The 26619-nt window shown below is 72.2% G+C and carries 24 protein-coding genes; 17 read left to right on the top strand and 7 right to left on the bottom strand.

Annotation, left to right across the window (positions count from 1 at the left end):
• Positions 1 to 175: 175 nt before the first annotated feature.
• Entirely contained in the window at positions 176 to 718 is a 543-nt protein-coding gene (locus ETU37_RS01825; protein WP_129985170.1) for a flavodoxin domain-containing protein, read from the top strand.
• A gap of 9 nt (positions 719 to 727) precedes the next feature.
• Here ETU37_RS01825 and ETU37_RS01820 read toward each other — a convergent pair whose 3' ends face one another.
• Entirely contained in the window at positions 728 to 1501 is a 774-nt protein-coding gene (locus tag ETU37_RS01820) for an IclR family transcriptional regulator (RefSeq protein ID WP_206053646.1), read from the bottom strand.
• Between the two features lie 163 nt (positions 1502 to 1664).
• On the opposite strand from ETU37_RS01820, the gene ETU37_RS01815 reads away from it, so the two are divergent.
• The 10 genes from ETU37_RS01815 to ETU37_RS23010 all read left to right on the top strand — a co-directional run bounded on the left by ETU37_RS01815 (position 1665) and on the right by ETU37_RS23010 (position 12447).
• A complete protein-coding gene (locus ETU37_RS01815; RefSeq protein WP_240755477.1) occupies positions 1665 to 3251 on the top strand; it encodes an ABC transporter substrate-binding protein in 1587 nt (528 codons plus the stop codon).
• 1 nt (position 3252) lies between these two features.
• The gene (locus ETU37_RS01810) at positions 3253 to 4287 is read left to right on the top strand and encodes an ABC transporter permease (protein ID WP_129985167.1); all 1035 of its coding nucleotides are present in this window, start codon (positions 3253 to 3255) and stop codon (positions 4285 to 4287) included.
• Positions 4284 to 5126: an ABC transporter permease gene (locus ETU37_RS01805; protein WP_129985166.1), complete on the top strand. Its 843-nt coding sequence runs from the start codon at positions 4284 to 4286 to the stop codon at positions 5124 to 5126. The genes ETU37_RS01810 and ETU37_RS01805 overlap by 4 nt, the downstream gene beginning before the upstream one ends.
• Before the next feature lie 13 nt (positions 5127 to 5139).
• Complete coding sequence (locus ETU37_RS01800; RefSeq protein WP_129985165.1) at positions 5140 to 6954, top strand: ABC transporter ATP-binding protein; 1815 nt, start codon at positions 5140 to 5142, stop codon at positions 6952 to 6954.
• 58 nt (positions 6955 to 7012) lie between these two features.
• Positions 7013 to 7897 carry a beta-keto acid cleavage family enzyme gene (locus tag ETU37_RS01795; protein ID WP_206053645.1) on the top strand — a complete coding sequence of 295 codons (885 nt, stop codon included), beginning with the start codon at positions 7013 to 7015 and terminating at the stop codon, positions 7895 to 7897.
• Entirely contained in the window at positions 7894 to 8835 is a 942-nt protein-coding gene (locus ETU37_RS01790) for a 3-hydroxyacyl-CoA dehydrogenase NAD-binding domain-containing protein (RefSeq protein WP_129985164.1), read from the top strand. The genes ETU37_RS01795 and ETU37_RS01790 overlap by 4 nt, the downstream gene beginning before the upstream one ends.
• Positions 8832 to 9308 carry a thioesterase family protein gene (locus tag ETU37_RS01785; protein ID WP_129985163.1) on the top strand — a complete coding sequence of 159 codons (477 nt, stop codon included), beginning with the start codon at positions 8832 to 8834 and terminating at the stop codon, positions 9306 to 9308. The genes ETU37_RS01790 and ETU37_RS01785 overlap by 4 nt, the downstream gene beginning before the upstream one ends.
• Entirely contained in the window at positions 9305 to 11608 is a 2304-nt protein-coding gene (locus ETU37_RS01780) for an arylsulfatase (RefSeq protein ID WP_206053644.1), read from the top strand. Before ETU37_RS01785 ends, ETU37_RS01780 begins: the two co-directional genes overlap by 4 nt.
• 50 nt (positions 11609 to 11658) lie before the next feature.
• Complete coding sequence (locus tag ETU37_RS01775; protein ID WP_129985162.1) at positions 11659 to 12057, top strand: nuclear transport factor 2 family protein; 399 nt, start codon at positions 11659 to 11661, stop codon at positions 12055 to 12057.
• Positions 12058 to 12279: 222 nt separating this feature from the next.
• Positions 12280 to 12447 (top strand): hypothetical protein, encoded by a 168-nt coding sequence (locus ETU37_RS23010; protein WP_165372357.1) that lies wholly within the window; start codon positions 12280 to 12282, stop codon positions 12445 to 12447.
• A gap of 24 nt (positions 12448 to 12471) precedes the next feature.
• Here the strand turns inward: ETU37_RS23010 and ETU37_RS01770 are convergent, their stop codons facing one another.
• The 3 genes from ETU37_RS01770 to ETU37_RS01760 are packed head-to-tail and all read right to left on the bottom strand — an operon-like array spanning position 12472 to position 15704.
• Positions 12472 to 13851, bottom strand: a complete 1380-nt coding sequence (locus ETU37_RS01770) for an NAD(P)-binding protein (protein WP_129985161.1) — start codon at positions 13849 to 13851, stop codon at positions 12472 to 12474.
• 39 nt (positions 13852 to 13890) lie between these two features.
• Positions 13891 to 15039, bottom strand: a complete 1149-nt coding sequence (locus tag ETU37_RS01765; RefSeq protein ID WP_129985160.1) for a Gfo/Idh/MocA family protein — start codon at positions 15037 to 15039, stop codon at positions 13891 to 13893.
• On the bottom strand, positions 15036 to 15704 hold the full coding sequence (locus ETU37_RS01760) for a DUF4386 family protein (RefSeq protein ID WP_129985159.1): 669 nt from the start codon (positions 15702 to 15704) through the stop codon (positions 15036 to 15038). The genes ETU37_RS01765 and ETU37_RS01760 overlap by 4 nt, the downstream gene beginning before the upstream one ends.
• Before the next feature lie 175 nt (positions 15705 to 15879).
• On the opposite strand from ETU37_RS01760, the gene ETU37_RS01755 reads away from it, so the two are divergent.
• Complete coding sequence (locus ETU37_RS01755; protein ID WP_165372356.1) at positions 15880 to 17289, top strand: FAD-binding oxidoreductase; 1410 nt, start codon at positions 15880 to 15882, stop codon at positions 17287 to 17289.
• Positions 17290 to 17399: 110 nt separating this feature from the next.
• Positions 17400 to 18836, top strand: coding sequence for a FlgD immunoglobulin-like domain containing protein (locus ETU37_RS01750; protein ID WP_129985157.1), 1437 nt, complete (start codon positions 17400 to 17402; stop codon positions 18834 to 18836).
• A 34-nt stretch (positions 18837 to 18870) separates the two neighbouring features.
• Here ETU37_RS01750 and ETU37_RS01745 read toward each other — a convergent pair whose 3' ends face one another.
• Entirely contained in the window at positions 18871 to 20139 is a 1269-nt protein-coding gene (locus ETU37_RS01745; protein WP_206053642.1) for an MFS transporter, read from the bottom strand.
• Positions 20140 to 20341: 202 nt separating this feature from the next.
• On the opposite strand from ETU37_RS01745, the gene ETU37_RS01740 reads away from it, so the two are divergent.
• The 4 genes from ETU37_RS01740 to ETU37_RS01725 all read left to right on the top strand — a co-directional run bounded on the left by ETU37_RS01740 (position 20342) and on the right by ETU37_RS01725 (position 25224).
• The gene (locus ETU37_RS01740) at positions 20342 to 23080 is read left to right on the top strand and encodes a winged helix-turn-helix domain-containing protein (RefSeq protein WP_129985156.1); all 2739 of its coding nucleotides are present in this window, start codon (positions 20342 to 20344) and stop codon (positions 23078 to 23080) included.
• Positions 23081 to 23160: 80 nt separating this feature from the next.
• Complete coding sequence (locus ETU37_RS01735) at positions 23161 to 23445, top strand: hypothetical protein (protein WP_129985155.1); 285 nt, start codon at positions 23161 to 23163, stop codon at positions 23443 to 23445.
• Complete coding sequence (locus ETU37_RS01730; protein WP_129985154.1) at positions 23442 to 24179, top strand: DUF4386 domain-containing protein; 738 nt, start codon at positions 23442 to 23444, stop codon at positions 24177 to 24179. Before ETU37_RS01735 ends, ETU37_RS01730 begins: the two co-directional genes overlap by 4 nt.
• 31 nt (positions 24180 to 24210) lie before the next feature.
• On the top strand, positions 24211 to 25224 hold the full coding sequence (locus ETU37_RS01725) for an NAD(P)-dependent alcohol dehydrogenase (protein ID WP_129985153.1): 1014 nt from the start codon (positions 24211 to 24213) through the stop codon (positions 25222 to 25224).
• A 13-nt stretch (positions 25225 to 25237) separates the two neighbouring features.
• Here the strand turns inward: ETU37_RS01725 and ETU37_RS01720 are convergent, their stop codons facing one another.
• A complete protein-coding gene (locus ETU37_RS01720; RefSeq protein WP_129985152.1) occupies positions 25238 to 25720 on the bottom strand; it encodes a SixA phosphatase family protein in 483 nt (160 codons plus the stop codon).
• 31 nt (positions 25721 to 25751) lie between these two features.
• The gene (locus ETU37_RS01715) at positions 25752 to 26432 is read right to left on the bottom strand and encodes a DUF305 domain-containing protein (RefSeq protein WP_206053641.1); all 681 of its coding nucleotides are present in this window, start codon (positions 26430 to 26432) and stop codon (positions 25752 to 25754) included.
• Positions 26433 to 26619 lie beyond the last annotated feature (187 nt).

The raw sequence follows: 26619 nt of genomic DNA, 5'->3' as shown, positions 1-26619 counted from the left end.
GGAATCGCGCGACCGGACACCATCGTCCGCCGGGATCATTCCGGACATCCAGGCGTGTCATCGGACGCATGCCGCGGGTGGCCTGCCTGGGGCCCGCCGCGACAGGACCTTCGCCCCTGCAGCGCCGCCGGGGACAGGCCGCACGCTGGTCGGGAGTGACCAGGGAGGTGCCGCCGTGGCCAGGATCCTCGTCGTCTACGGGACGACCGAAGGCCAGACCGCCAAGATCGCCGACGTCATCGCCGACGCGCTGCGGGGCGACGGGCACGACGCCGAGTCCGTCGCCGTCGACAGTCTCGGCGACTCGATCCCGAGCGACCGGGACGGCGTGGTCATCGGGGCGTCCATCCACATGGGCAAGCACGACAAGAGGGTCGTCCAGATGGTGCACAAGAACCGCGACCTCCTCGACCGGCTGCCGTCGGCGTTCTTCTCGGTCAGCCTCGCGGCGCACGGCGACACCCAGGAGGCCGAGGGGTACGTCGACCGCTTCGAGGAGGAGACGGGCTGGCGCCCCGACCAGGTCGCGCTGTTCAGCGGTGCCCTGCTCTACACCCAGTACGGCTTCGTCAAGCGGCACCTGATGAAGCGGATCGCCAAGGACAAGCCCGGCGAGCTCGGCCTCGACACCTCCCGCGACTACGTCTACACCGAGTGGGACGCCGTCCAGCGGTTCGCCGAGCACTTCGCCGAGCAGCTCGGGCCTGGCGCCACCTGACGCGTCCGGTCAGCCAGGGTCCCGGTCCGCCGTGGCGGGGGTCTGCCGTCCCGCGATCTCCTCGGCGCCGGCGACGACGATCGCGCCGAGCTCCTCGAACCGCTGCTCTGTGAGGCGTTCGCTCGGACCCCACACGCTGACGACCGCGACCGGCCTCCCGGTGGCGTCGAGCACCGGCGCCGACACTCCCCACGCCGCGCTCTCGAACTCGCCCCGGCACACCGCGAACGCACGCTCGCGCGTGATCATGAGCTCCTTCGTGAGGGCGGTGAGCGAGGTGATCGTCGTGGGGGTGTGCCGGAGCAGGCGTCCGCCGCGGGACAGCTCGAGGAGCCTGCGGAGGTCGGCGGGGTCGGAGAAGGCCAGCAGGGCCTTGCCTGTCGAGGTCGCGTGGAGGGGGACGTGCCGGCCCTGCCAGCCGGCCGACACCACGGTCCCGGGCGTCGCCTCGGTGACGTAGGTGAGCGCTCCGTCCCGGACCACCGCGAGCGCCGCGGTCTCTCCCGTCTCGGAGGCGATCCGCTGCAGCACCGCCCGCGCCGACCTGGCCAGCGACTCGCGGCCCGCCTGCCCCGCGAGGTCGAGCAGCCCGAAGCCGAGGGAGTACCAGCCGGTCTCGCGGTCGAGGCTCACCAGCCGCTGCTGCTCGAGGGTCGCCAGGATCCGCCACGTGGTCGTGCGGTTCAGCCCGACCGTCTCGGCGAGGGCAGGCGCCGACGCGGACGGACCGTCGGAGGCCGCGACCGCGCGGAGGATGGCCGCCGCCCGCTCGACGGACTGCACGCGCCCGGACGTGGGCCTTCCGTCCGTTGCGCTTGAAGGGGCGTGTTGCGTATCGCGCGTAGACACAGAACCCACTCCTCTGACCATTGACCCCCGCTCCGAGCGAACTTATGTTCCGTAGAACACACCCGGAGTTCGCATCATGCAACCGAGGAGTCACGAAGTGAACCAGATCCGGAACAACGTGCCGGGTATCTCCCGGCGCCAGCTGCTCAAGTACTCCGGCCTCGGTGTCGCGGCGGTCGCGGGTGGTGGCCTGCTTTCCGCCTGCGGGGGCGGTGACGACGGTGGTGGCGGGAACGGCGGCGGCGGCCCGCAGAACAACGGCGGCATCCTCATCCACGGCGCCACCGGTGGCGGCAGCAAGGACACGCTCGACCCGCACCAGCCGGTCACCAACCCGGACATCGCGCGGGTCAGCAACCTGTTCGAGCCGCTCCTGTTCTGGAACAGCAACTACGAGCTCGAGCCCGCTCTGGCCGAGTCCGTCGAGTCCTCCTCGGACGGCTCGAAGTGGACCATCAAGATGCGCTCGGGCGTCACCTTCCACAACGGCAAGCCGGTCACGGCCGAGGACGCCTGGTTCAGCATCCAGCGCGTCGCCGACCCGAAGAAGCCGCTGTCGGCCGGTGGCCAGCTCTCCCAGATCATCGACTTCCAGTCGACGAAGGTGGTCGACGACACCACGCTGGAGCTCGCGCTCAAGGCGCCGTACGCGATCCTCGACTCGCTGCTGGCGGAGTACACCCTGGGCATCATCCCGACCGACTTCGACCTCGCGAACCCGGTCGGCACCGGCGCCTTCCAGTACAAGTCCTTCGAGCCCGGCAAGACCAGCGTCTTCACCAAGTACGCCGACTACTGGGGCGACGCCGCCTTCGTGGACGAGCTGCACATCCAGGACTTCACCGACGACAACGCGAAGGTCAACGCGCTGCAGGCCGGGCAGATCCAGACCGTCGACAACCTGCCCTACAACCTCATCGAGACCATCAAGGGTGCCGGCGGTGGCGTGCTGATCTCCGAGACCGGGGCCTGGGTGCCGTTCACGATGCGCGTCGACGTGGCGCCGTTCTCCGACGTGAAGGTCCGTCAGGCGATGCGGCTCATCGTCGACCGGCAGGCCATGATCGACCAGACCCTCAGCGGCTACGGCTCGCTGGGCAACGACCTCTACGCGCCGTTCGACGCGGCGTACGCGAACGACCTGCCCCAGCGCGAGCAGGACATCGACCAGGCCAAGTCGCTGCTCAAGGAGGCCGGCCACGAGGGGCTGCAGGTCGAGCTCTTCACCGGCGACGACATCAGCTCGGTCGCCCCGGCCGCGGCCAACCTGTTCGTCGAGCAGGCCAAGCTCGCCGGCGTCGACGTGAAGGTCACCAAGAAGACGCCCTTCTACGACGACGACTACCTCTCCTACCCGTTCGCCCAGGACTTCTGGAACACCCGCAACTACATCCCGCAGGCCGCGGTCGGCACGTTCCCGCCCGCCCAGGGCGGCACGTACAACGAGACGCACTGGGACAACGCGGAGCACCGCGACCTGGTCAACACCGCGGCGCAGACGCTCGACGAGGCGAAGCGCAACGACCTGCTCCACCAGGCGCAGGAGATCGAGTACAACGAGGGCGGCCTGATCATCTGGGGCTTCCGGCAGCAGGTCGACGGGTACGCCGCCAACGTCCAGGGACTGGAGCCGAGCAAGTACCTCCCGCTGGGTTCCTACAAGTTCCAGAAGGTGTCGGTCTGACATGAGCCAGGTCGCGACTCTCCCTGATCCGCTCGAGGAGGTCGCACCTCCGCGGGGCCGGCACGGCGGGGCGGCGTGGGCGGTGTGGCTGCTGCGCCGGATCGGGCTGGCGCTCCTGACCCTCTGGCTCGTCTCGGTCCTGGTCTACGTGGCCACCGTCGCGCTCGGCGACCCGGTGCGCGCGATCCTCGGCCGCGACTACAACTCCAACCCCGGCCGGGTGGCCCAGCTCGAGGCCCAGCTGAACGCCGACCAGGGTCTCGTCGCGCGCTACTTCGACTGGCTGGGCGGGCTCCTCACCGGAGACCCGGGCACCTCGCTGGCCAACCAGCAGCCGGTGTGGGGCCAGATCTCCGCGAACGTCCTGAACACCCTGGTGCTGGTGCTGCTCGCCGCCGCCGTGATGATCCCGCTCGCCTTCGGCATCGCCATGATCTCCGCGCACTACCGCCGGCGCCGACCGGACACGGTCATCCAGACGATCCTCCTGGGGCTCGCGGGCGTGCCGGAGTTCGTGATCGGCATCCTGCTCGTCGCGCTGTTCTCGACCACGGTCTTCCACGTCCTCCCGGCGGTCACGCTCGTCTCGCCGACCGGCCACCCGTGGGACCAGCCGGCAGGCATGGTGCTGCCGGTCGCGACCCTGGTGCTGGCCGTGACGCCCTACGTCTCGCGGATCGTGCGCGCGACCCTGCTCGAGGTGCTGGACAGCGACTACGTCGAGCTGGCCCGGCTCAAGGGCATCCCCGAGCCGGTGGTGATGCGCAAGCACGCGCTGCTCAACGCGATCGTGCCGGGCATCCAGGTGATCGCGCTCCAGCTGGCCTGGCTCGCCGGCGGCGTGGTCCTGGTCGAGACGCTGTTCGCCTACCCCGGCATCGGCCGCCAGCTGGTCGACTCGGTCCGCAACCACGACGTGCCGATGGTCCAGGCGCTCAGCATGATCATCGCCGCGGTCTACATCGCGGTGAACCTGGTCGCGGACATCCTCTCCATCCTGCTGACCCCCCGAGCGAGGACGGCGATCTCCCAATGAGTGCCACGACGAGCAGCCCCGCAGCGCCGTCCTTCCTCCGGCGCGCGCTGAAGCAGAAGCGGTTCTCGGTGGGCGGGGGCGTGACGCTGCTGGTCGTGCTGTTCGCGATCTTCGCGCCGTTCTTCGCGCCGTACGGCGAGAACGAGACGACCGGGCCGCCGTACTCGCCGATCGGCGTCCTGGGCACCGACTACCTCGGCCAGGACGTGCTCAGCCGGGTCATGTACGGCGGCTGGGGGGTCCTGGTCATCTCCGTGCTGGCGACCATCGTCGGCATGGTGCTCGGGATCGCCATCGGCGTGGTCGCGGCCTACGGCGGCGGCTGGTGGGACGAGGTGATCATGCGCCTCAACGACGTCCTCCTCGCCTTCCCGCAGATCCTGCTGGCCCTGGTCGTGCTGACCGCGCTGCAGAACCCCGCACCGTGGGTGATCATCGTGCTCGTCGGCACCTCGCACGCGCCCCGCGTGGCACGCGTCGCGCGCGGTGTCGCCCTGGGCATCGTGTCCCGCGACTTCGTCGTCGCCGCCGAGGCGCTGGGCGAGAAGCGCTCCCGGGTGATCCTCGCCGAGGTGCTGCCCAACATGACCGGACCGCTCCTGGCGGAGGCCGGCCTGCGGCTCACCTACTCGATCGGCATCGTCGCGGCTCTCGGCTTCCTGGGCTTCGCGGCCGACCCGGGCGCGGCCAACTGGGGCCAGATGATCAACGAGAACCGGCTCGGCCTGGCCACGCAGCCCTGGGCGGTGCTGGCGCCGGTGATCATGATCGCGATCTTCACCATCGCCACCAACCTGATGGCCGACGGCCTCGCGCAGCTCGCGCAGCGCGGCGAGTGACGAGGGGACGACGATGACGACCACCTCACCCGATGCACCTAATGGCACCCCCATGGCGACCGGGTCCGGTGGGCTCGTCATCGAGGACCTCGGTGTCACCCTGACCGGACGGCCCGTCGACGTCGTCGACGACATCGACCTGGTGCTGCGCCCCGGCGAGGTCGTCGGCCTGGTCGGCGAGTCCGGCTCCGGCAAGACCACCGTCGGGACCTCGCTGCTCGGCTACTCCCGGGCTGGCGCGCTGATCTCCTCCGGCAGGGTCCTGCTCGAGGACCGCGACGTGCTCACGCTCCCGTGGAAGGAGGTCCGCAAGCTCCGCGGTGAGGAGATCGCCTACGTGCCGCAGGACCCCGCGTCGGCCCTCAACCCGAGCATCCGGATCGGCAAGCAGCTCGTCGAGCTCCAGGAGCTGCGCGGCATCGGCACCGCCGAGTCCCGGCTGGAAGGGGCGCGCGCAGGACTGGCCGAGGTAGGCCTGCCCAACGACGACGAGTTCCTCAAGCGCTACGCCCACCAGCTCTCCGGCGGCCAGGTGCAGCGCGTCGCGCTCGCCATGGCGTTCCTGCCCAAGCCCAAGGTGCTCGTCCTCGACGAGCCGACCACCGGCCTCGACGTCACCACCCAGAAGATGGTGCTCGACACGATGGCGGAGCTGTGCCGCACCTACCGGGTGAGCGCCCTCTACGTCACCCACGACCTCGCCGTGGTGGCCAACATCGCCGACCGCGTGGCCGTCATGTACGCCGGGCAGATCGCCGAGCTCGGGCCCAAGGACACGATCTTCGCCAACCCCGCGCACCCCTACACGCGCGCTCTGCTCGACTCGATCCCGCACCTGAGCCAGGCGCGCGCGCTGTCGGGCATCCCTGGCCGTACGCCGGCTCCGGGTGCCCGCCCGGACGGCTGCCGCTTCAACGACCGGTGCGCGTTCGTCGTGGACCGGTGCCGGCAGGAGGTCCCGGCGCTGCGCACCGTCGCACCCGACCACGAGGTGCGGTGCATCCGCGTCGAGGAGATCGGCACGTGGGACATCAACCGCGGGACGGTCCCGGACGCCGACCCCGACAAGGCACGCGACGTGATCATGTCCGTCGAGGGGCTCGACGTCTTCTACGGCCGCAAGCGGGTCGTGCACGGCGTGAGCTTCGACCTCGCCAAGGGTGAGGTGGTCGCGCTGGTCGGCGAGTCCGGCAGCGGCAAGACCACCATCTCCCGGTCGGTCGGGGGCCTGCACAAGGAGTGGACCGGCACGATCAGGTTCGAGGGCCGCGAGCTGGCGAAGAGCGCCCGAAGCCGGAGCGTCGAGGACCGCCGGCGGATCCAGTACATCTTCCAGAACCCCTACCTGTCGCTGAACCCGCGCCTGACGATCGAGCAGATCATCAAGCGTCCGATGGAGCTCTTCGGCATCGCCAAGGGCAAGCAGGCCACCGACCGGGTGGTCGAGCTGATGGAGCACGTGGCCCTCGGCTCCGGGATGCTGCACTACCAGGCCAGCCGGCTCTCCGGAGGTGAGCGGCAGCGCGTCGCGATCGCCCGGGCCCTGGCCGCCGAGCCCGACGTGATGATCTGCGACGAGATCACCTCGGCGCTCGACGTGTCGGTGCAGGGCTCGATCGTCGCCCTGCTCGAGGGCCTGCGGCAGCAGCGCGGCATCAGCATGCTCTTCGTGACGCACAACCTCGCGCTGGTCCGCTCGATCGCCGCGCGCGTGGAGATCCTGCAGGCCGGGCACGTCGTCGAGTCCGGCTCGGTGGTGACGGTGATGGACACCCCGCGCGAGGACTACACGCGCACCCTGCTGTCCAACAGCCCGAGGATCGACTGACGTCGCCCGCGGCCCTCCCCGGCCGCACGGATCCGCCGACACAGAAGGAGTCCTCCCCGTGAACCGCAACGTCATGATCACGTGCGCGCTGACCGGCGCCGGCGACACCGTGGGTCGCTCCGAGCACGTGCCCGTGACCCCCGAGCAGATCGCCGAGTCGGGCATCGCCGCGGCGCGGGCGGGGGCCACGATCGTGCACGTCCACGTGCGCGACCCGGAGACCGGTGCCGGCTCGCGCGACGTCGCGCTCTACCGCGAGGTGGTCGAGCGGATCCGCGCCGCCGACGTCGACGTCATCATCAACACCACCGCCGGGATGGGCGGTGACCTGGTGCTCGACCCCCACGATCCGACGACCTTCCTCGAGGGCACCGACCTGGTCAGCGGCGTCGACCGGCTCCCGCACGTCGAGGAGCTGCTCCCGGACATCTGCACGCTGGACTGCGGCAGCCTCAACTTCGGCGAGGGCAGCCTGGTCTACGTCAGCACGCCCGACATGCTGCGCGAGGGCGCGAAGAAGATCCAGCAGCTCGGCGTGCGCGTCGAGATGGAGATCTTCGACACCGGCCACCTCTGGTTCGCCAACGCGCTCGTCGAGGAAGGGCTCGTGGACGCCCCGGCCATGTACCAGCTCTGCATGGGCATCCCGTACGGCGCGCCGTCCGAGCCGGCCCTGCTGGCCACGATGGTCAACCAGCTCCCCGACGGCGCCGTGTGGGCGTCGTTCGCGCTCGGCGCGATGCAGATGCCCTGGGTCGCCCAGTCGGTCCTGCTCGGCGGCCACGTCCGGGTCGGGCTCGAGGACAACCTCTACCTGAGCCGAGGGGTCAAGGCGACCAACGCGCAGCTGGTCGAGCGGGCGCGCACCATCGTCGAGAGCATGGGCGCGCACGTCGCCACCCCCGACGAGGGACGCGAGATCCTCGCGCTGAGGCCACGATGAGCCGCCCCGCGCCCGCGGACGTCCGCACCGTCGCCTGCATCGGTGCCGGGACCATCGGCGGTGGCTGGGCCGCCTACTTCCTGGCGCGGGGCTACCGGGTCGTCGCCTGGGACCCGGCCGCCGACGGGGCGCCGCGGCTGCGGCACCTCGTGCAGCAGGCCTGGCCCGCGCTGACGGACCTGGGTCTGGCCGAGGGCGCGAGCATCGACAACCTCGAGGTCGAGCCCGGCCTGGCCGCGGCCTGCGCGCAGGCCGACTTCGTCCAGGAGAGCGCTCCCGAGGTCATCGACCTCAAGCGCACCCTCCTGGCCGAGATCGACGCCGCCACCCCGGCCGACGTCGTGATCTCGTCCTCGACGTCGGGCTTCGCCATGAGCGAGATGCAGGACAGGTGCGCCCACCCGGAACGCACCGTCGTCGGCCACCCGTTCAACCCGCCGTACCTGATCCCCCTCGTGGAGGTGGTCGGTGGGAGGGCCACCTCGCCCGACGCGGTCGCGTGGGCCTCGGACTTCTACCGGCACGCCGGCAAGTCGGTCATCACCATGGACCACGAGGTGCCCGGGTTCATCGCCAACCGGCTGCAGGAGGCGCTCTGGCGCGAGGCCCTGCACATGGTGGCGGCCGGTGAGGCCACGGTCGAGCAGATCGACCTCTCCATCACCGACGGTCCCGGGCTGCGCTGGCCGGTCCAGGGTCCGATGCTCACCTTCCACCTGGCCGGCGGGCAGGGCGGGATGGCGCACATGCTCGACCACTTCGGCCCGTCGCTGCAGTCCCCGTGGACCCGCCTCGTGGCCGCCGAGCTGACCCCCGAGCTCCGCGACGCCGTGGTCGAGGGCTGCGAGCGCGAGGCCGGGTCGCGGACCATCGACGACCTCGTCGCGGAGCGGGACCGCGGCGTGATCGCGGTGCTGCGCGCGCTGGGCCGCGCGTGACCGCCGCCCCGGTCGTCTGGCGCGAGCCCGTCCAGGACGCCTGGATCGACTACAACGGCCACCTGTCGGAGGCCTACTACGTGCTCGCGCTCGGGCACGCGACCGACGCGGTGATGGACGCCGTCGGCCTGGGACCGGACTACCGGTCGGCCAACGACGCCTCGCTGTACACCGTCGAGGCGCACGTCCGCTACCTCGAGGAGGTCCCCGCGGGCAGCGATCTCGAGGTCCGCTCGTCGGTCATCGGCGCCACGGCCAAGCTGCTGTGGATCTGGCACGAGCTCTGGGTGGACGGCCGGCTCCGCGCCACCGAGGAGGTGCTCGGCGTGCACGTGCGCGGCGGTGCTTCTGCGCCGTTCCCCGCCGATGTCGCGGCCCGGGCGCGGGACGCCTGCGTGGCCCCGCCCCCGCACGCCGGCGGCCGGATCCAGCTCGCCCCGAAGCCCGTCCCCGAAGGAGGAGCCCGACCGTGACAGACGAGGCCGACCGCACCCGGCTGCCGCTGGACGTCGACACCACGACCCGCCCGATCCGTCCGGTCCACGCCGGGGACGGCGCCCCGAACGTCGTCGTCGTGCTCGTCGACGACATGGGGTTCGGCGCGTCCTCGGCGTACGGCGGGCCGTGCGAGATGCCCACCGCGCGGCGGCTGGCCGACGAGGGGCTGCGCTACAGCAGGTTCCACGTGACGCCTCTCTGCTCCCCGACGCGGCAGGCGCTGATGACCGGCCGCAACCACCACTCGGTGGGGATGGGCGTCACCAGCGAGATGTCGACGCCGCTGCCCGGCTACCACGGCTTCCGGCCGGCCAGCGCTGCCACCATCGCGCAGATCCTCAGCGGCAACGGCTACTGCACGGCGGCGGTCGGCAAGTGGCACCAGACGCCGCCGGTGGAGGTGAGCCCCTCCGGACCGTTCCCGCGCTGGCCGATGGGCGAGGGCTTCGACTACTTCTACGGGTTCATGGGCGCGGAGATGAACCACTGGTACCCGCAGCTCTACCAGGGGCGTTACGCGGTGGAGCCGGACCGGCTGCCGGAGGACGGCTACCACCTCTCCGCGGACCTGGTCGACCACGCGATCTCCTGGGTCGAGAACCAGCAGGCGATCACGCCCGACCGCCCGTTCTTCACCTACCTCGCGCTCGGTGCGACGCACGCGCCCTTCCACGTCGCCCCGGAGTGGCGGGACAAGTACGCCGGCCGCTTCGACGCCGGCTGGGACGCGCAGCGCGAGCAGACGCTGGCCCGGCAGAAGGAGCTCGGCATCGTGCCCGAGTCGACCGAGCTGGCCCCGTGGGCCGAGGGCGTCCCGCACTGGGACGAGCTCGACGAGACCGAGCGGCGGGTCGCGGCCCGGTTCATGGAGACCTACGCCGGCTTCGCCGAGCACGCCGACGTCCAGGTCGGACGGTTCGTCGAGGCGCTCGAGGAGATGGGCGTCCTCGACGACACCCTGTTCTTCTACCTGCTCGGCGACAACGGTGCGTCGGGGGAAGGCGGCCCGCGCGGGACGTTCCGGGAGCACCTCGTCGGGCACGGGATCCAGGACGACACCGCCGACATGGCGGCCCGGCTCGACACGCTCGGCGACCCGACGACGTACGCGATCTACCCCGTCGGCTGGGCGCTCGCGATGAACACGCCGTACCCGTGGACCAAGCAGGTCACCCACCTCGGCGGCACCCGCGACGGGATGATCGTGCGCTGGGGCAACGGGATCGCGGCCCGCGGCGAGATCCGCCACCAGTGGCACCACGTCATCGACGTGCTGCCGACGATCCTCGAGGCCGCCGGGTTGCCCGCGCCCGAGACGTACGGCGGGGTCCCGCAGCAGCGCATCGAGGGGACCAGCCTGCACTACAGCTTCGACGCGCCCGAGGCGCCGGACCGGCACACCACGCAGTACTTCGAGATGATCGGCAACCGCGGGATCTACCACGAGGGCTGGTCGGCCGTGACCCGGCACGGCGTCCCCTGGGAGATGGTGGACACGCCCAAGCGTCCGTTCGACGAGGACGTCTGGGAGCTCTACGACCACAGCGACGATTGGAGCCAGGCGCGCGACCTCGCCGCGCATCAGCCCGACCGGCTGCGTGAGCTGCAGGAGGTCTTCGAGCGCGAGGCCGAGCAGCACCACGTGCTCCCGCTCGACGACCGGGTCACCGAGCGCGAGAACCCGGACGTGGCGGGGCGGCTCGACCTGCACCAGGGTCGCTCGACGCTGTCCTTCGGGCCCAACGTCGGCCGGCTCAGCGAGGAGGCCGCCCCCAACGTCAAGAACCGCTCGCACGTCATCACGGCCGACCTCGAGGTGGTCACCGGCACCAGCGGTGTGGTCGCGGCGCAGGGCGGGCGTTTCGGCGGCTGGTCGCTCTACACCGTGGACGGCGTCCCCCACTACGCCTACAACTTCGTGGGGCGCGACCTGACCGTCGTGCGCGGCGCCGACCCGCTCGTGCCCGGCCGGCACGACCTGGTCGTCCGGTTCTCCTACGACGGCGGGCCGCCGGGCAGCGGCGCTGACGTGGTCCTGGAGGTGGACGGACGAACGGTCGGCTCCGGACGGATCCCCGTGACGACGGCGTACTACTTCTCCTTCGACGAGACGTTCAACATCGGGGTGGACCGCGGCACGCCCGTCGTCGACGACTACCTGCCGGTGCGCAACCGGTTCGAGGGCCTCATCCACCGGGTGCGGTTCGACCTCGACGACGTGGCGGACCCGGGGACCGTCGAGGAGCGCGACCAGGCGGTGCGGGTCCACCAGTGACCGGCCGTTCGGACGAGGTACGGCGTTCCCCCGCCGAGCACCATGAGGGGATGGACGAGCGCGAGGAGCTCATCAACTGGGTGCGCACCGTGCTCACGCCGGCGGAGACGGCGCTCCACAACGGCGACGCGGCGCCGCGGCGTGCCCTCTGGTCACGTCACGACCCCGTCACGGTCCTTGGGGCGTGGCGGAACGCCTCCGGCCAGGCGGAGCTCGACGAGCTCTTCGCCCATCTCGCGGCGAGCTTCTCCAGCTGCACGTCGTACCAGCTCGAGCTGCTCGAGGCCGAGGCGCTCGGTGACGTCGCCTACACCGTCGCGCTCGAGCACACCTCGGCGTCCGTCGACGGCGTGCCGAGGTCCTACACGCTCCGGGCGACGCAGGTCTACCGGCGCGAGGACGGCGAGTGGAAGGTCGCCCACCGGCACGGGAGCGCTCCGCCGGTCTGACCACCGCGTGCGTAGGGCCGGCTACGCAAAGGTGACCATGCGCGTGGTGGTCCCCTGGCCCCATCGGGCCACGGCGCCTGCCTAGCCCGGGTGGAGATGGCGTCCGAGGCTTCACCTACTCGGCGGTCACTCCTAGCGTCGGTGACTTGCGGCGCCCGACCTGGGCGTCGCAGTTCCACGCTCGGGAGGGTGGCAGGAATGGACACCGACAGGATCAGGCACTTGGAAGACCAGGACGTCGACGAGCTGCGGCAGCAGTTCGTCCGGATGTTCCACCGCACGCCGGACGACCGCGACCTGCGGAGGTTCTGCCGCGGGCACGCCTCCCTGGTGCTGCGTCTGCCGATGCGGAGCCGCCGTACCGTCGCGGCGATGATCGCGTCCGTCTGACCCGTCGGGCGAGACGGCCAGGGGTCAGGACATCCCGGCGAGCTCGGCCATCCGGGCCACGCCCGGACCGGCGTGCTTGCCCAAGCGCTGCATCGCGGAGGTCAGCTCGTCGGAGACCTCGAGGTCCGGCGGGATGCGGGCCGGGTTCAGCGGGACACCGTCGGCCCAGGCCTTGATGCCGGGATCGGACGTGAACGACATCGCCGCCCGTGCGCCCAGGACCTGCATCCGGGCCCAGTCCCGAGGTGTGTCGGGCAACGGCGACGGCGGGCAGAGACGGTTCTTCTCCGCGTCGTCGTCGACGGTGGCCTCCGCGTAACCGACGAGAGCCGCGCCGAAGCAGGGGAAGCCGGACCGGATCGGCTGCAGCGTGATGGCCTCGCGTCCCCAGACCGGCACCAGCGGTGGGTACTGCAGCCCGGACGCGGCGCAGTGCACGACCACGGCGTCCGGAGCCGTGGCCACGGTGCCCTGCTCGAGGACCACCCTGCCGGGCTCCACGTGCCGGACGTGTCCGAGCCGGACGACGTTCTCGATGGTCCGCAGCCGGTCCAGCTCCCACTGGGCGAGGGTCGGGGTCTTCGCCATCGTCGGGGTCACCGAGCGGTCGATGCGCAGCATCACTCCCGCGTCCTCGAGGCGGAGGAACAGGTCGTCCGGGGACGCCGCCTCGGCGGCCGCCTCCATCATGTCCGCGGCCATCCCGAGGAACACGGCGGGATCGGGCTGGACGACGGCACGGTTGAGCATCCAGGGCTCGCGGGACCGCACCCAGCAGATCGCGTCGGGGTCGACGCCGTGGCCGAGCAGCCACACGCAGGCGTCGGTCGCCGTCTTGCCGGAGCCGACGATCACGTACTGGGACGGCGCCGCATCGAGATGAACGAGGTCGTTGACGGGCAGCACCTGCACCCCGTCGACCACGCCGAACGGCGCCGGCGTCTCGGCCGGGATCTCCGGTGCGAGGTAGTGGGCGTCGACGACGCGCGGAGTGCCGCGCACCTCGTAGCTCCGGCCCGACAGCCGCGACGCGAACCGGTTGTCGCCGAGGTAGTCGCAGCCCGGATGGAACGACACCTTTCCTGACGAGAGCATGCGCTCGCGCAGCACCCGCTCGTAGTAGACGCAGATCTCCGGTGCCGTTGCCCGCTCGTGCAGGCCGGCCTCGGGACCGTCCTGCTGCACGCGCCCGCCACCCAGGAGCGTCGACGCCACGCCGTAGAACGCGGAGGCCTGGTGGAGCCGGACGAAGGGGTACGCGTCCAGCCAGTGGCCGCCGACGCCGTGCCGGCGGTCGACCATCGCGACGGTGACGTCGGCATGGTCGATCAGGGCGTCCACGAACGCCATCCCCGCCGCCCCCGCTCCGACCACCAGGTAGTCGGCCTCCACCAACTCGACCACGTCTCCATCGTCAGCGCGCCGACGAGACGGGTCAATCGGTCAACCGGGGGAGAGGGCGACCGTCCCTCCGGTGGCCGCGGCCGTGGTGGCCGCCTCGGCGACGACGACGGCCGCCGCCGCGGTCCAGCCGTTGCTGACGGGCACGTCGCCGGATCGTGCGCAGTGCACGAGGTCGGCGACGGCGGCGCGCACACTGGCGGCGTACACGTTCATCTTGGCGGCGTGGCCGCCGAGGCTGAGCTGGACCCGGACGTGGTGCGGGACCTCCAGCGACCGGCCCCGGCCGCGGGCCGACGGGGTGCCGGCGTCGCGCGTGACCACGGGAGTCGCGACGAGGCCCTCCGGTGCCTGGTCGGGCAGCGCCTCGGCGGCCGCGACGCCGGCGTCGTCCGTCCACGCGTCGATGACGCCCTCGACGGGGATCCAGCCCTCGACCCGCACCTCGGCGTTGCCGAAGTCGATCCGCATCAGCTGGCGTTCGCACCGGTGCGCGTGGCTGAAGCCGTGGGTGTGCGTGGCCAGCACGTCGGGGGCGTGCGTCACCGTCGCGCTGACCAGGTCGGGCGGCGCGTCCGCCTTACGCCGGGCGGCACTCGCCTGGACCGACGTGGCCGGGCGGTCGACGAGCATCGCCGCCGCGTCGAAGAAGTGCACCCCGTGCTCGACGAAGATGCCGCCGCTGCGCGACGCGTCCCAGAACCAGTGCCCGGCATGAAGGTCCTCGTCGCTGGCGTCGTTCTCGAAGCAGAAGCGCTGGACCGGGCCGAGCAGCGACCCGCGCAGCGGGAGGAGCGCACGCAGCAGCGGGTTGTAGCGCAGCACGTGGTCGACCACCAGCGCGCGCTGCTCCCGGTCGGCCAGCCTCGCCAGCTCCAGCGCCTCGGCCGCGCCGGTGGCCAGCGGCTTCTCGCAGAAGACGTGCCGTCCGGACTCGATCGCCGCACGGACGATCTCGGCGTGGGTGGCCGGCGGGCTGGCGATGACGACCGCGTCGACCGCCGGGTCGTCGAGGAGGTCCCGCCACTCCGCCACCGTCGGTACGGCGAGCCGGGTCGCCAGGACCTCCGCGGCGGCTGCGTCGGGGTCGGCGACGCCCCGCCAGGCCAGTCCGGGCAAGTCCGCGGCGGCCTCGGCGATGAACGTCGCGAACCGGCCGGCGCCGACCAGCCCGACCCCGAGATCGGTCACTCCGCCACCTCCCCTGGCGGCCGCCGCACGAGCAGCACGCAGGTGGTCAGCAGCCAGACCCAGAAGGCGGCGTACGGGACCAACCAGACCGGGACCGTCCAGACGAGCTGCACCAGCGCGAGGCCGATCCCGGCCACGATGCCCCACCAGCCCAGCCACCGGGGCAGCACGCCCGACGCCACCATCAGCCAGCCACAGGCGAACGCGAAGCCGCCGAGCGGCAGCCAGATGTTGGTGAAGCCGACGGTGGTGACGTCGTAGGCGTACGCGAGCTGCCCCTGGTCGAGGTCGGCCGCCCGGTGGGTGGCGGCCTCCTCGCTGGAGTCGAGGATGACGAACCCGGCCACCAGCAGCGCGGACAGCACGGCCATCGTCGAGCGGACCGGGAGGTCGCCCTCGACGCGGCGCAGGAGCAGGGCGATGCCCACCATGGCCCAGAGCAGGACGAACATGCCGATGTCGGCCGCGGCCTCGGCCGACCGCACCCACGGGGTGTCCAGCCCGCGGAGGAAGCCGGCTGCTGCAGCCGTGGTGGCGTCGGTCGGTGGCTCACCCGGTGACCCGGCGATCAGTCCCGCGAAGAGCACGACGGTGCCGACGAGCCCGGTCACACCGACGCTCCGGGCACGAGGGTCGGTGCGCACCCCGGCGGGTCGCACGGTCATGCGCCCAGGATGGCACCGAACGGCGTGAGCGACGCATGGCTCGACGATGCCGCGCACGATGGCGTCGATGGCCCATTGCCTCCCACGCGGCCGCGGCGTTGACTTGACGGGTTGCACGGGGACCCCAGCACCCACGGGACAGTCCGCAAGGGAATCGACCCACGAGGAGTCCCGCATGAGCATTGGAACCAGTGTCGCCGCCGAGATCGGTCTGCCGGACGGCTACAAGGGGCAGGCGCTACGGCCCGGTGACGCGGAGTACGACGCCGCGCGCGCGGTCTACAACCGGATGGTCGACCGGCGGCCGGCGCTGATCGTGCGCCCCACCGGCGCCGCGGACATCCGCGATGCGGTGGCGTTCGCCCGGCAGCAGCGGCTCCCGCTGGCGGTGCGCTGCGGCGGGCACAGCGTCGCCGGCGTGAGCATGGTGGAGGGCGGCGTACAGATCGACCTGTCCAGCCTCAAGGGCGTGCAGATCGACCCCGAGCGCGGCACCGCCATCTGCAACGCGGGCGTGCTGTGGGGCGAGTACGACCGGGAGGCGGAGATGTTCGGCCTCGCGACCCCCGGCGGCCGCGTGACGACGACCGGCGTCGGCGGGTTCTGCCTGGGCGGCGGGTACGGCTGGCTGTCGACCCGCCACGGCCTGACCTGCGACAACCTCGTGGGCGCCGACCTGCTCACGGCGAGCGGGGAGATGCTGCACGTCACCGACGAGACCAACCCCGAGCTGATGTGGGGACTGCGCGGAGCCGGCGCGAACTTCGGGGTGGTGACCTCGTACGAGTTCCGGCTGCACCCGGTCCGGCCCCTAATGCTGGCCGGTCTGCTCGCGGTGCCCAACGACGGCGACGGGGCGCGCGACGTCGCCCGCGGCTTCCGCGACTACATCGAGCAGCGACCGTCGGAGGACCTCGCGGCGGCCCTGATCACGGCGCTCGCGCCACCGGAGGACTTCGTCCCGCCGGAGCTCGTCGGCAAGCCGGTGCTGCTCCTCGTCGTCGCGTGGCTGGGCGACCCTTCCGCCGCCGAGGAGGCGATCCGCCCGCTGCGGCAGCTCACCGCCGGCGGCATCGACCTCGTCCAACCGATGCCCTACACCGCGCTCCAGGCGCTGCTCGACCCGAACAACCCGCCCGGCATGCTCAACTACCACCGCGGCATGCACCTCACGTCGCTCCCCGACGACGTCATCGACCGCTACCTCGCCAACGGCCGGGAGATCGGCTCGCCGCTGACGGCTGGCGTGATCTTCCACCACGGCGGTGCCATCGCGCAGGTCGGCGAGAACGACACCGCCGTCAGCGACCGGAACGCGCCGTACATGGCCCACCCGATCGCGGCGTGGGAGGACGCCGCCGACACCGACCGGGAGATCGCCTGGGTCCGCGACTTCACCGATGCCGTCTCGTCGGTGCGCACCGGGCGCGTCTACCTGAACTTCGAGCCGGAGACCAGCGAGGAGAACGTCCGCGCGGGCTTCACCGCCGGCAAGTACGAACGACTGGCGGCGCTGAAGGCGCAGTGGGACCCGGAGAACCTCTTCAACGGCAACCACAACATCACCCCTGCCCGGGAGGGCTAGGCCGGGTCGGACGGGCCGCGCCCGGCAGGGGCTCCGCCGGATCCCCTGCGCGCGCGGTCCGTCCGCCCGTACCATGTCGCGACACCACTCACGACCACTCGGGGGATCCTGTGCCTGTCGTACGTACGGGCGCGCGGTACATCACCACGACCACGCGCACCCTTCGCACCGCCACCGTCGCGCTGCTCGCGACCGCCGCCGTCGCGGCTCCGCTCGCCACCGTCACCACGGTGGCCACCGCCTCCTCGGCACAGGCCGACGGCTGGACCGGCCCGGTCATCGAGCTCCACCAGGGCCGGGCCTGGCTGTCCCCGAACGGCGACGGGACCCAGGAGAAGGCACGCCTGACCTTCGACCTCGACAAGCCGGCGAGGGTGACCGTCAAGGTCCGGCGCGACGACAAGGCCCGAACCCTCGTGCTCCAGGAGGAGCTCGGCAGGCTCGACGCCGGCGTCCGTCACGAGTGGACCTGGAAGGGCAGGAACGCCGACCGCCGGGTGGTCCGCGACGGCCACTACACCGCGATCTTCGTCGCCGACCAGGTCGGCCGGGACGGCAAGAAGCGGACCCGCGCGACCGAGCTGTACGTCGACACGAGGTTCGACGCGGTCAAGGCGCCCGCGCTGAGCATCGACACGCTCTACCCGCGAACCACCCTGATCCGCGACGCCCTCGTCGTCACCCTGCCCGGCAAGGGACACCTCGCCAGCGTCGGCCGCGCCGTGATGAAGGTGACCGACGCGCAGGGCCGCGTCGTCCGCCTGAGCAGCGGCGCCTACGACTACTGGCCGAAGCTCCAGTCCCTGTTCGACGGCCGCGACGCGGCCGGCACGCCCCTCCCGGGCGGGCAGTACTTCATCGGGTTCAAGGTCTGGGACAAGGCCGGAAACACGGGCCGGTCCGAGCGCGTCCCGGTGACCGTCTCCGACAAGGCGCTGGTCGAGAGGACGGGCACGCTGGTCGTCCCGCCGGCCGGCAACTGGAAGGCGTCCGGGCTCCCGGCCGGCACGGCGTCGGCCGCCAAGCGCGCGGACGACCGCTCGTCCACGACCGGTGGCGACGACCCGCAGCCCGCTCCGTGCGGCAAGGTCGTGCCCTCCGAGGTGTACGCCAACGCGGGCGCCATGAGCTACCGGTCCGCCGACACCTGCCCCGAGGACTACCTGACCCCGCGGATGGCCTGGACCTCCGGCTACCTGGCGCTGGACAACCTGACCTTCGAGGTCGCGCCTCGCGGCCTCTACTCCGGGCAGGTGTCGATGCGCGGCAGGCCGACGGTGGCCGGCGAGACCGACACCGCGGTCCTGTACGGCGGTGGCCTCGGCTTCGACCTGTCCGGTGCGCCCACCTCGCGCGGCACCGCGTCGCCCGCGGTCGCGCACGAGACGGTCACCTCGACCGACAGAGTGACGGCGTGGCAGCCGAGCTACTACTCCCGGCCGACCAACGCGCCCTCGGTGTACTGGACGATCGCGACCCGGGGTGTGGACTCCTTCGACGTCGCCGACGTCACGGTGCAGTACTCGTACCTGACCCCGCAGCCGTAGCCGCACGTCGGACGACCGCTGCGGCGTACCTCGGTCACCGGACCGACCTGACGCGGCTGACGGCGACCGCCGAGGCCACCGCGCAGCTGCCGGCGACCAGGAACAGGGCCGGGTACCGGCCACCGCTCACGGCGAGGACGAGCGGAGCAACAGCGGGCGCCACCGAGTACGGCAGCGCGTTGGCGACGTTGAAGACCCCCATGTCCTTGGCGTTGTCCGACGCGCTCGGCAGGACCTCGGTGACCAGCGCCAGGTCGACGGCGACGTACACGCCGAACCCGACCCCGCTGATCGCGACACCGACGAGGAAGCCGCCGAAGTCGCCGGCCAGCGCGACCACGAACATCGCGAGGGCGTAGACCAGCGCGGCCACGAGCACGAAGGTCTTGCGGCGACCCCAGCGGTCCGAGAGCCGACCACCGATGAGCGACGCCGCCACCACGCCGACGGAGGAGACGAGCGTCGCGACGAACACCTGGTGCGGGACCAGGTCCCCGCTGCTGCCGAGGTCGGTCAGCAGGTAGTACACCTGGTAGCCGGTCAGGAACGCGAAGGCCATCACGAACAGGAACCGGCTGAGGAAGACCCACGCGAAGTCCCGGTGGCGGCGCGGCGAGACGTAGAACGTGCCGGCGAGCTCCCGCCACGACCACGGTGGTCGGTCCTCGGGCCGCAGCCGCCGGTCGTCGAGGGTCAGTGCGAAGGCCACGATGAAGACGGCGCCGACGCCGACCGGCGCCAGGAACATCGCGGCCGGGTGGCCGGCGAACAGGTTGACCAGGTAGGTGCCCGACACCGACGCCACCGGGACACAGATGCCGAGCACGCCGGACACCAGCCCGTGTTGCGCCGCCGGCACCTGGTCGGGCAGTACCGCCACCTGGACGGCGAGCAGGGCGTTGAAGAACACCTGCGCGACGCACCATCCGACCAGCACCCAGGTGAACGTCGGAGCGAAGGCGATCGTCGCGATGCCGATCGAGCCTCCGATCAGGCCGAGGAGCATCCACGGCCGGCGCATCCCGAGCCGCGAAGTCGTCCGGTCGCTGAGCTTGCCGAACAGCGGGTTCGCGAACAGTGCCAGGAACGATCCGACCGCCAGCACGAGCGCCAGCCTGCCCGGTGCGTCCTCGGGGCCGACCAGGTCGCCGACCTTCAACGCCAGGGTCACCAGGAGCGGTGCGATCAGCATCAGGCAGCTGGCCATGAACGCCAGCGCGTACGCCGTCACGAAGCCCGGACCGACTCTCGCCGGCTCGGCCGGGAGCCCGGGAGCTGCGGGTGCGGTCCGTTCCGTCGTCACCGCGACCCCCTCGGTCCTGCCACCGCACCGGCGGGCAGCGGGCTCACCGTCGGGCAGGACGCCATGGATCGAGCGTCTGGCCGTGTCCACGGCCGGCGCAATGACGGGTCCGGGTGGTTGCAGCCACCCCCCGTGCGAACCACAGAGCTGCACCGCGCGGGTGTGGCACGCTGATGTCCGAACCGGAGGGGACGAGTCGGCGATGTCCAGCCCGTTGCTGGAGACCAAGCTCTACGCGGCGCGTGTACGACGCCGCTCCGTGCCGCGCCCCCGGCTGGCCGACCGGCTGGCCCAGGGCCTGGCCGGCAGGCTCCTGCTGGTGTCCGCTCCCGCGGGTTTCGGGAAGACCACGGCGCTGGCGCAGTGGGTCGAGGGGTCCGCCGGCAGCGCGGAGCCGCCGGCCGTCGCCTGGGTCTCGCTCGACGCCGGCGACAACGACGTCCGCACCTTCTGCCGCTACCTCGTCGCCGCGGTGCACGGCGCCGCCCCCGACATCGGGGCGCGGGAGCTGGACCTGCTGAGCACCGATGCCACCGCGTCGGCGGACGGCGTCACGGCGCTGCTGGCGAGCCTCCTCAACGACGTGGCCGACCTCGCGAACGACCTCGCCGTGGTGCTCGACGACTACCACGTCATCGAGGCTCCCGAGGTGCACGAGGCCGTCACGTTCGTGCTCGAGCACGCGCCGCCGCAGCTGCACGTCGCGATCGCGACCCGCGTCGACCCACCCCTGCCGGTGGCCAGGTTGCGCGCCCGCGGCGACCTGACCGAGGTGCGCGCCGCAGACCTGCGCTTCACGCCCGTCGAGGCGGACACCTACTTCAACGACGTCATGCAGCTCGGCCTCACCGAGCCCCAGGTGAAAGCCCTGGACGAGCGGACCGAGGGCTGGGTCGCGGCCCTCCAGCTCGCCGCCCTCTCGCTCCAGGGGCGTGACGACGTCGCGGGCTTCATCGGGACCTTCGCGGGGGACGACCGCTACGTCGTCGACTACCTCGTGGAGGAGGTGCTCCAACGACAGCCCGGCCCGACGCGGCAGTTCCTGCTGCGCACCTCCGTGCTCACCCGTCTCAGCGGGCCGCTGTGCGACGCCCTGACCGGTCGCGACGACGGGCGGCGCACCCTCGAGTCGCTCGAACGAGCCAACCTGTTCCTCGTCCCGCTCGACGACCGCCGCCAGTGGTACCGCTACCACCACCTCTTCGCCGACGTCCTCCGCGCCCGGCTCCTCGACGAGCAGCCCGACCAGGTCGCACGCCTGCACCGCCGCGCCGGCGACTGGTTCGAGTCGCAGGGCCGGCGCGAGGACGCCATCGGCCACGCGCTCCAGAGCCGGGACCCGGGCTACGCCGCGAACCTCGTCGAGCGGACCGTCGAGCAGTCGCGGCGCGAGCGCACCGAACGCACGATGCGCGGCTGGCTCGCCCGGCTGCCGGCCGAGGTCGTCGCGGAGCGACCGGCGCTCGGAGTCGCGCTGGCCGGCGCCCTGCTGTCCACCGGGACGACGGACGGTGTGGCCCGCGCTCTCGACGACGCGGAGCGCGCGCTCTCCGCGCACGACGGCTCCACAGGGCTCCGCGGCTGGATCCAGGTCTACCGGGCCGGGCTCGCGCAGGCGCACCACGACGCCGCCGGCACCCTCACCCATGCCCGAGGCGCACTCGACACCCTGCCGCGCGACGACGCCGTCGGCCGGGCCGCGGCGTCCGCCCTGCTGGGCCTCGCCTCCTGGGGCGCCGGCGACCTCGACGCCGCCCACGCCGCCTACTCGGCGTCGCAGGCCATCTTCAAGGAGGCCGGCTTCCTGACCGACGTGCTCGGGTGCGCGGTCGTCCTCGCCAACCTCCGCACCTCGCAGGGCCGGCTGCAGGACGCGCTCGACACCCACGTCTCCGCCCTCGACTTCACTGCCGGCCGATCGGCGGCGCCCGGAGCCCTCGTCGACCCGCTCGAGCAGCAGACCCTCCGCGGCGTCGTCGACACCTACGTCGGGATGGCCGACGTCCACCGCGAGCGCAACGACCTCGCCGAGGCGACCCGGCTGCTTCTGGCCGCCGAAGCCGCCGGTGAGCACGCGGGCCTGCCGCAGGCGCGGTACCGGTGGCACGTCGTGATGGCCCAGGTCCTCCAGGCCGAAGGTGACCTCGCGGGCGCCGACCCCTTGCTCGACGTGGCCCGAGAGTCGTACGTCGACGACTTCCACCCCGATGCCCGGCCGGTCGCGGCCACCCAGGCTCGTCTCCGGGTCGCGCAGCGGCGACTCGACGAGGTGTTCGCGTGGGCCCGGGCTCGTGGCCTGGCGCTGGACGACGAGGTCACCTACCTGCGTGAGTACGAGCACCTCACCCTCGTCCGGGCCCACCTGGCCGATCCGGCCCTCGACCGTGCCGTCCGCCACGAGACCCTGGGGCTCCTGGGGCGCCTGCTCACGGCCGCCGAGGCAGGCGGACGCGACGGCACCGTCATCGACGTCCTGGTCCAGCAGGCCGTTGCCCTGGACGGCGCGGGCAGGGCCTCGGCCGGGTCGCTGGAGGCGCTCGAACGCGCGTTGCAGCTGGCCGAGCCCGAGGGTTACGTCCGGACCTTCCTCGACGAGGGCTCCCGGGTCCTCGACCTCCTGTCGGCGGCACAGCGGGCGGGCCTCCGTACGCCGTACGTCCGGGACCTGCTGGCCCGGTCATGCCACCCGCAGGAACCGCCGCAGCCCCGCGTCGACGAGGGCCTGGTCGTCGACGAGCTGAGCCCGCGTGAGCGCGACGTCCTGCGGCTGCTCACCACCGAGCTCAACGGACCCGACATCGCGCGCGAGCTGGTGTTGTCGCTCAACACGGTGCGCACGCACACCAAGAACATCTACGCCAAGCTCGGCGTGACCAACCGGCGCGCTGCCGTCCGCCGGGCCCAAGAGCTCGACCTGCTCCACCCGTCACGCACCACCTGACCGGCGACGCCGAGGTTCACCACCGGATTCACCACATGATGTGAAGCCGGCTCACCACGTCGGTTCCTACGGTGCGGGGCATGAGCACGCCGAACGCCGACCAGCAGCCCCGCGGGGACTGGTACGAGATCCGCCTCCAGGGGCGGCTCGCGCAGCGGTGGGTCGCCTGGTTCGACGGGCTCACGCTCACCGCCGACGACGACGGCACGACCACCTTGCGCGGACGCGTCGTCGACCAGGCGGCCCTGCACGGGGTGCTGCAACGCCTCGGCGACCTCGGCGTACCCCTCATCTCGGTCGCCCAGGTGCCGCCCGACCCCGACCCCGACCACACCACCCGACCCGACCCAGGAGAACCGACATGACCACCACGCTGCGCCCCACCACCCCGCCCACCGCGAAGGACCCCACCCGGCGGTACTCCCTGGCCGGCGGCCTCTTCTACATCCTGACGTTCGCTGCCTCCATTCCCGCCTGGGTGCTCATCCGTACGTCGGTCAACGACGACCTGAGCTTCATCCCCGGACACGAGACGCAGCTGCTGTGGGCGGGCATCGGAGACTGGGTCACCGCGATGACCGGTGTCGGCGCCGCCGTCGCCCTCTACCCGGTCGTCAAGCGGCAGAGCCAGGCCTCCGCCATCGGGTACGTCACCACCCGACTCGTCGAGGCCGCCGTCATCATGGTGGGCGTCTGTGCCCTCCTGGCCGTCGTCACCTTGCAGCAGGACGTCGTCGGCACCCCCGGCAGCGACCCCGCCGCCGTCACGGCGGTCGGCCAAGGCCTGGTCGCGGTCCGGGACTGGTCGTTCCTGTTCGGTCCCGGCTTCATGGCGACGTTCAACGCACTGATGCTCGGCACCCTCATGTACAAGTCCGGTCTTGTTCCCCGCGTCATCCCCGCGGTCGGTCTCATCGGCGCTCCGCTGCTGCTCGCCGCGAACCTGGCCACCTACTTCGGCTACAACGAGCAGACCTCCACCCTCACGATGATCGCCACGCTGCCGATCGCGTTCTGGGAGCTCGGCGTCGGGTTCTACCTGACCTTCAAGGGCTTCAAGCCGTCCCCGGTCACCGCCGGCCTCACCACGGTCGACTGAACGATCCCCCTCACGACCACCGGGAGTCCCCGTGTTCACCGTCGAAGCAGTCACCACGTCCCGCGCGGTCGTCCAGCACCGCTACGGAGCCCCGGACGTCCTCGCCGTCGTCGACCGGCCCGTCCCGTCGCCCGGCGAGGGCGAGCTCCTCGTCGCGGTACGGGCGTCCTCCGTGAACGCTCGCGACTGGCACATCATGCGCGGCGAACCGCGGGTCGCGCGGTTCCTCGACGCGGGCACCTTCACGCCCCGGCGCCCGCGCGTCCCGGTCCGTGGCACCGACGTCGCCGGGGTCGTCGAGGCCGTCGGACCGGGTGTCACGGGCTGGCGCGTCGGCGAGCGGGTGTTCGGGGAGACGGTCGGCGCCTTCGCCGAGCACGTCACCGTGAGCACGCGGCAGGTCGCCCGCATCCCCGCCGGCGTCTCCTTCGAGCGGGCCGCCGCCACACCGCTGGCCGGCGTCACCGCCCTCGCCTGCCTGGACGCCGCCGGTCTCGCTCCCGGCCAGAGCCTCCTGGTCAACGGCGCGTCCGGCGGGGTCGGCACCTTCGCTCTCCAGCTCGCCAAGGCGCGTGGCCTGCGCGTCACCGCGGTGTGCAGCACCCGCAACCTGGAGCAGGCGCGCCGGCTCGGAGCGGACGAGACCGTCGACTACACGGTCGACGACTTCACCCGCCGCGGGCGCCGGTACGACGCCGTCATCGACCTCGTCGGCAACCGCCGGCTGCGCGACCTCGGCCGCGCCGTCGCGCCGGACGGGACGGTCGTCCTCTCCGGCGGCGGTGTCCCCGGCACCGGCCGCACCGTCGGACCCCTGGGGCTGCTCGTCCGCGCCCAGCTCTGGGCCCGCGTCACCCGGCGACGGCTGCGCGCGCCGCTGGGTGTGCCGGACACCGCCGCGCTCGAGCGGCTCGGACGGATGCTCGCAGACGACCGGCTGCACCCGGTGATCGAGGCGACGTACCCCCTCGAACGCGTCGCCGACGCCGTCCGCCACATGGAGACGCGGCACACCACCGGGAAGGTGGTCGTCACGACGGCCTGACGTCAGCGGCGCCTCACTCCGGCGGCCTCCCCGCCGCCTCGAGGGTCGCCGTACCGGGTCCGGCCGCCGACCAGGCGCCGGGCAGGCGCAGCACGGCGATCGCGGACGTGGGCATCCCCGGCATCTCGTCGGTGAGCACGGAGACGAGGTCCTCGAGGCCAGGGTTGTGCCCGACCAGCACGACGGTCTCCGCGTCGTGGGGAAGGTCGCGTACGACGTCGAGCAGCTCGTCGTCCGACGCGGCGTAGACACGGTCGTCGACGAGCACCCGCGGCGGGTCGTCCAGCTCGGCGGCGACCAGCTCCCAGGTGCTGCGGGCGCGGGTGGCGGGGGAGACGACGGCGAGGTCGATCCGGTCGACGTTCGCGGCCAGCCACTGCCCGGCCTCCGGCGCCTGGCGGCGGCCGCGCTTCGCAAGGGGACGGGACCTGTCGGCCCCGCCCGTGGACCAGTCCGACTTGGCGTGGCGGAGCAGGACCAGCGTGCGCGCGCTCATGGCGCCCAGTGTCGCCCCGTTCGGCGTCGGGTCACCACATCATCCCGGGTCCCATGCCCGGCCCGCCCGGATGCCAGCTGGCGTCGAACCACGCGCGGAGCCAGCGTCGCATCTGGAAGATCTCGGCATGCTGGTCGTCGCGGATCGTGCGGGCCAGCTCGGCGACCTGCGGCCTGGCGCTGCCACGGGCCAGCAGCTGCTGCGACATCATGACCGCCGCCATGTGGTGGACCACCATGTCCTGCAGGAACGTCCGGTCGAGCCGGTCGCCGGAGAGCCCGGTGAGGTCCCGCATCATCGGCCGGTACACGACGTCGGTCGACCGGCCCGGGTACCAGTCCGCCAGCCAGCCCTTCATCTGGTCGATCTGGGCGGTCTGCGTGGCCACGATGCCGCGACCGAACGCGCGCATCCGCGGCCGCTCGGAGCGAGCCAGCTGCCGGGCCGCGGCGACGGCCTCCTGGTGGTGGGCGACCATGTGGGCCAGGTAGGAGAAGTCGGTGCGAGCGACGCCCGGCATCATCGGCCCGCCACCCCGCCCGGTCCAGGTCCTGGCAGGGTTCGGGCCGTCCCACGTGCCGGCCCGCATCATCGGGTGGGCGCGGTTGCCGGTCGCGTCGTCGCGGGCCGCCATGGTCACGACGGCCGCGGTGGTCGCCACGACCACGACCGCAGCCAGCGCCGCGGCCAGCGTCACCCAGGGTCTCCTCATCAGCGCACCTGCCTCTGCTCTCTCCTCCAGCCTGGGCCGGGGTGAGCCGGTGGCGTAGAGCAAGGAGACCCCGCCCGAGGGTCACAAGACCCTGGCCACCTTCGAAAGCACAAAGGCCCCGACCGATGGGTCGGGGCCCCCGAGGGCGTGTCTCTCAATTCAGTTGGCCTGCTGCGCGCCGCCCGGA

It is taken from the genome of Nocardioides iriomotensis (genome assembly GCF_004168035.1).
Classification (GTDB): Bacteria; Actinomycetota; Actinomycetes; order Propionibacteriales; family Nocardioidaceae; genus Nocardioides_B; species Nocardioides_B iriomotensis.
Note: the sequence above shows the minus strand (reverse complement) of the source record. Positions and strands in the feature narration are given on the sequence as shown.

Bases quoted from the DNA above. Each gene is read 5' to 3' on its own strand.
- ETU37_RS01810 (WP_129985167.1), top strand. From the start codon at position 3,253: ATGAGCCAGGTCGCGACTCTCCCTGATCCGCTCGAGGAGGTCGCACCT.
- ETU37_RS01730 (WP_129985154.1), top strand. From the start codon at position 23,442: ATGACCACCACGCTGCGCCCCACCACCCCGCCCACCGCGAAGGACCCC.
- ETU37_RS01740 (WP_129985156.1), top strand. From the start codon at position 20,342: ATGTCCAGCCCGTTGCTGGAGACCAAGCTCTACGCGGCGCGTGTACGA.
- ETU37_RS01790 (WP_129985164.1), top strand. From the start codon at position 7,894: ATGAGCCGCCCCGCGCCCGCGGACGTCCGCACCGTCGCCTGCATCGGT.
- ETU37_RS01760 (WP_129985159.1), bottom strand. From the start codon at position 15,704: ATGACCGTGCGACCCGCCGGGGTGCGCACCGACCCTCGTGCCCGGAGC.
- ETU37_RS01755 (WP_165372356.1), top strand. From the start codon at position 15,880: ATGAGCATTGGAACCAGTGTCGCCGCCGAGATCGGTCTGCCGGACGGC.
- ETU37_RS01775 (WP_129985162.1), top strand. From the start codon at position 11,659: ATGGACGAGCGCGAGGAGCTCATCAACTGGGTGCGCACCGTGCTCACG.
- ETU37_RS01735 (WP_129985155.1), top strand. From the start codon at position 23,161: ATGAGCACGCCGAACGCCGACCAGCAGCCCCGCGGGGACTGGTACGAG.
- ETU37_RS01800 (WP_129985165.1), top strand. From the start codon at position 5,140: ATGACGACCACCTCACCCGATGCACCTAATGGCACCCCCATGGCGACC.
- ETU37_RS01805 (WP_129985166.1), top strand. From the start codon at position 4,284: ATGAGTGCCACGACGAGCAGCCCCGCAGCGCCGTCCTTCCTCCGGCGC.
- ETU37_RS01720 (WP_129985152.1), bottom strand. From the start codon at position 25,720: ATGAGCGCGCGCACGCTGGTCCTGCTCCGCCACGCCAAGTCGGACTGG.
- ETU37_RS01715 (WP_206053641.1), bottom strand. From the start codon at position 26,432: ATGAGGAGACCCTGGGTGACGCTGGCCGCGGCGCTGGCTGCGGTCGTG.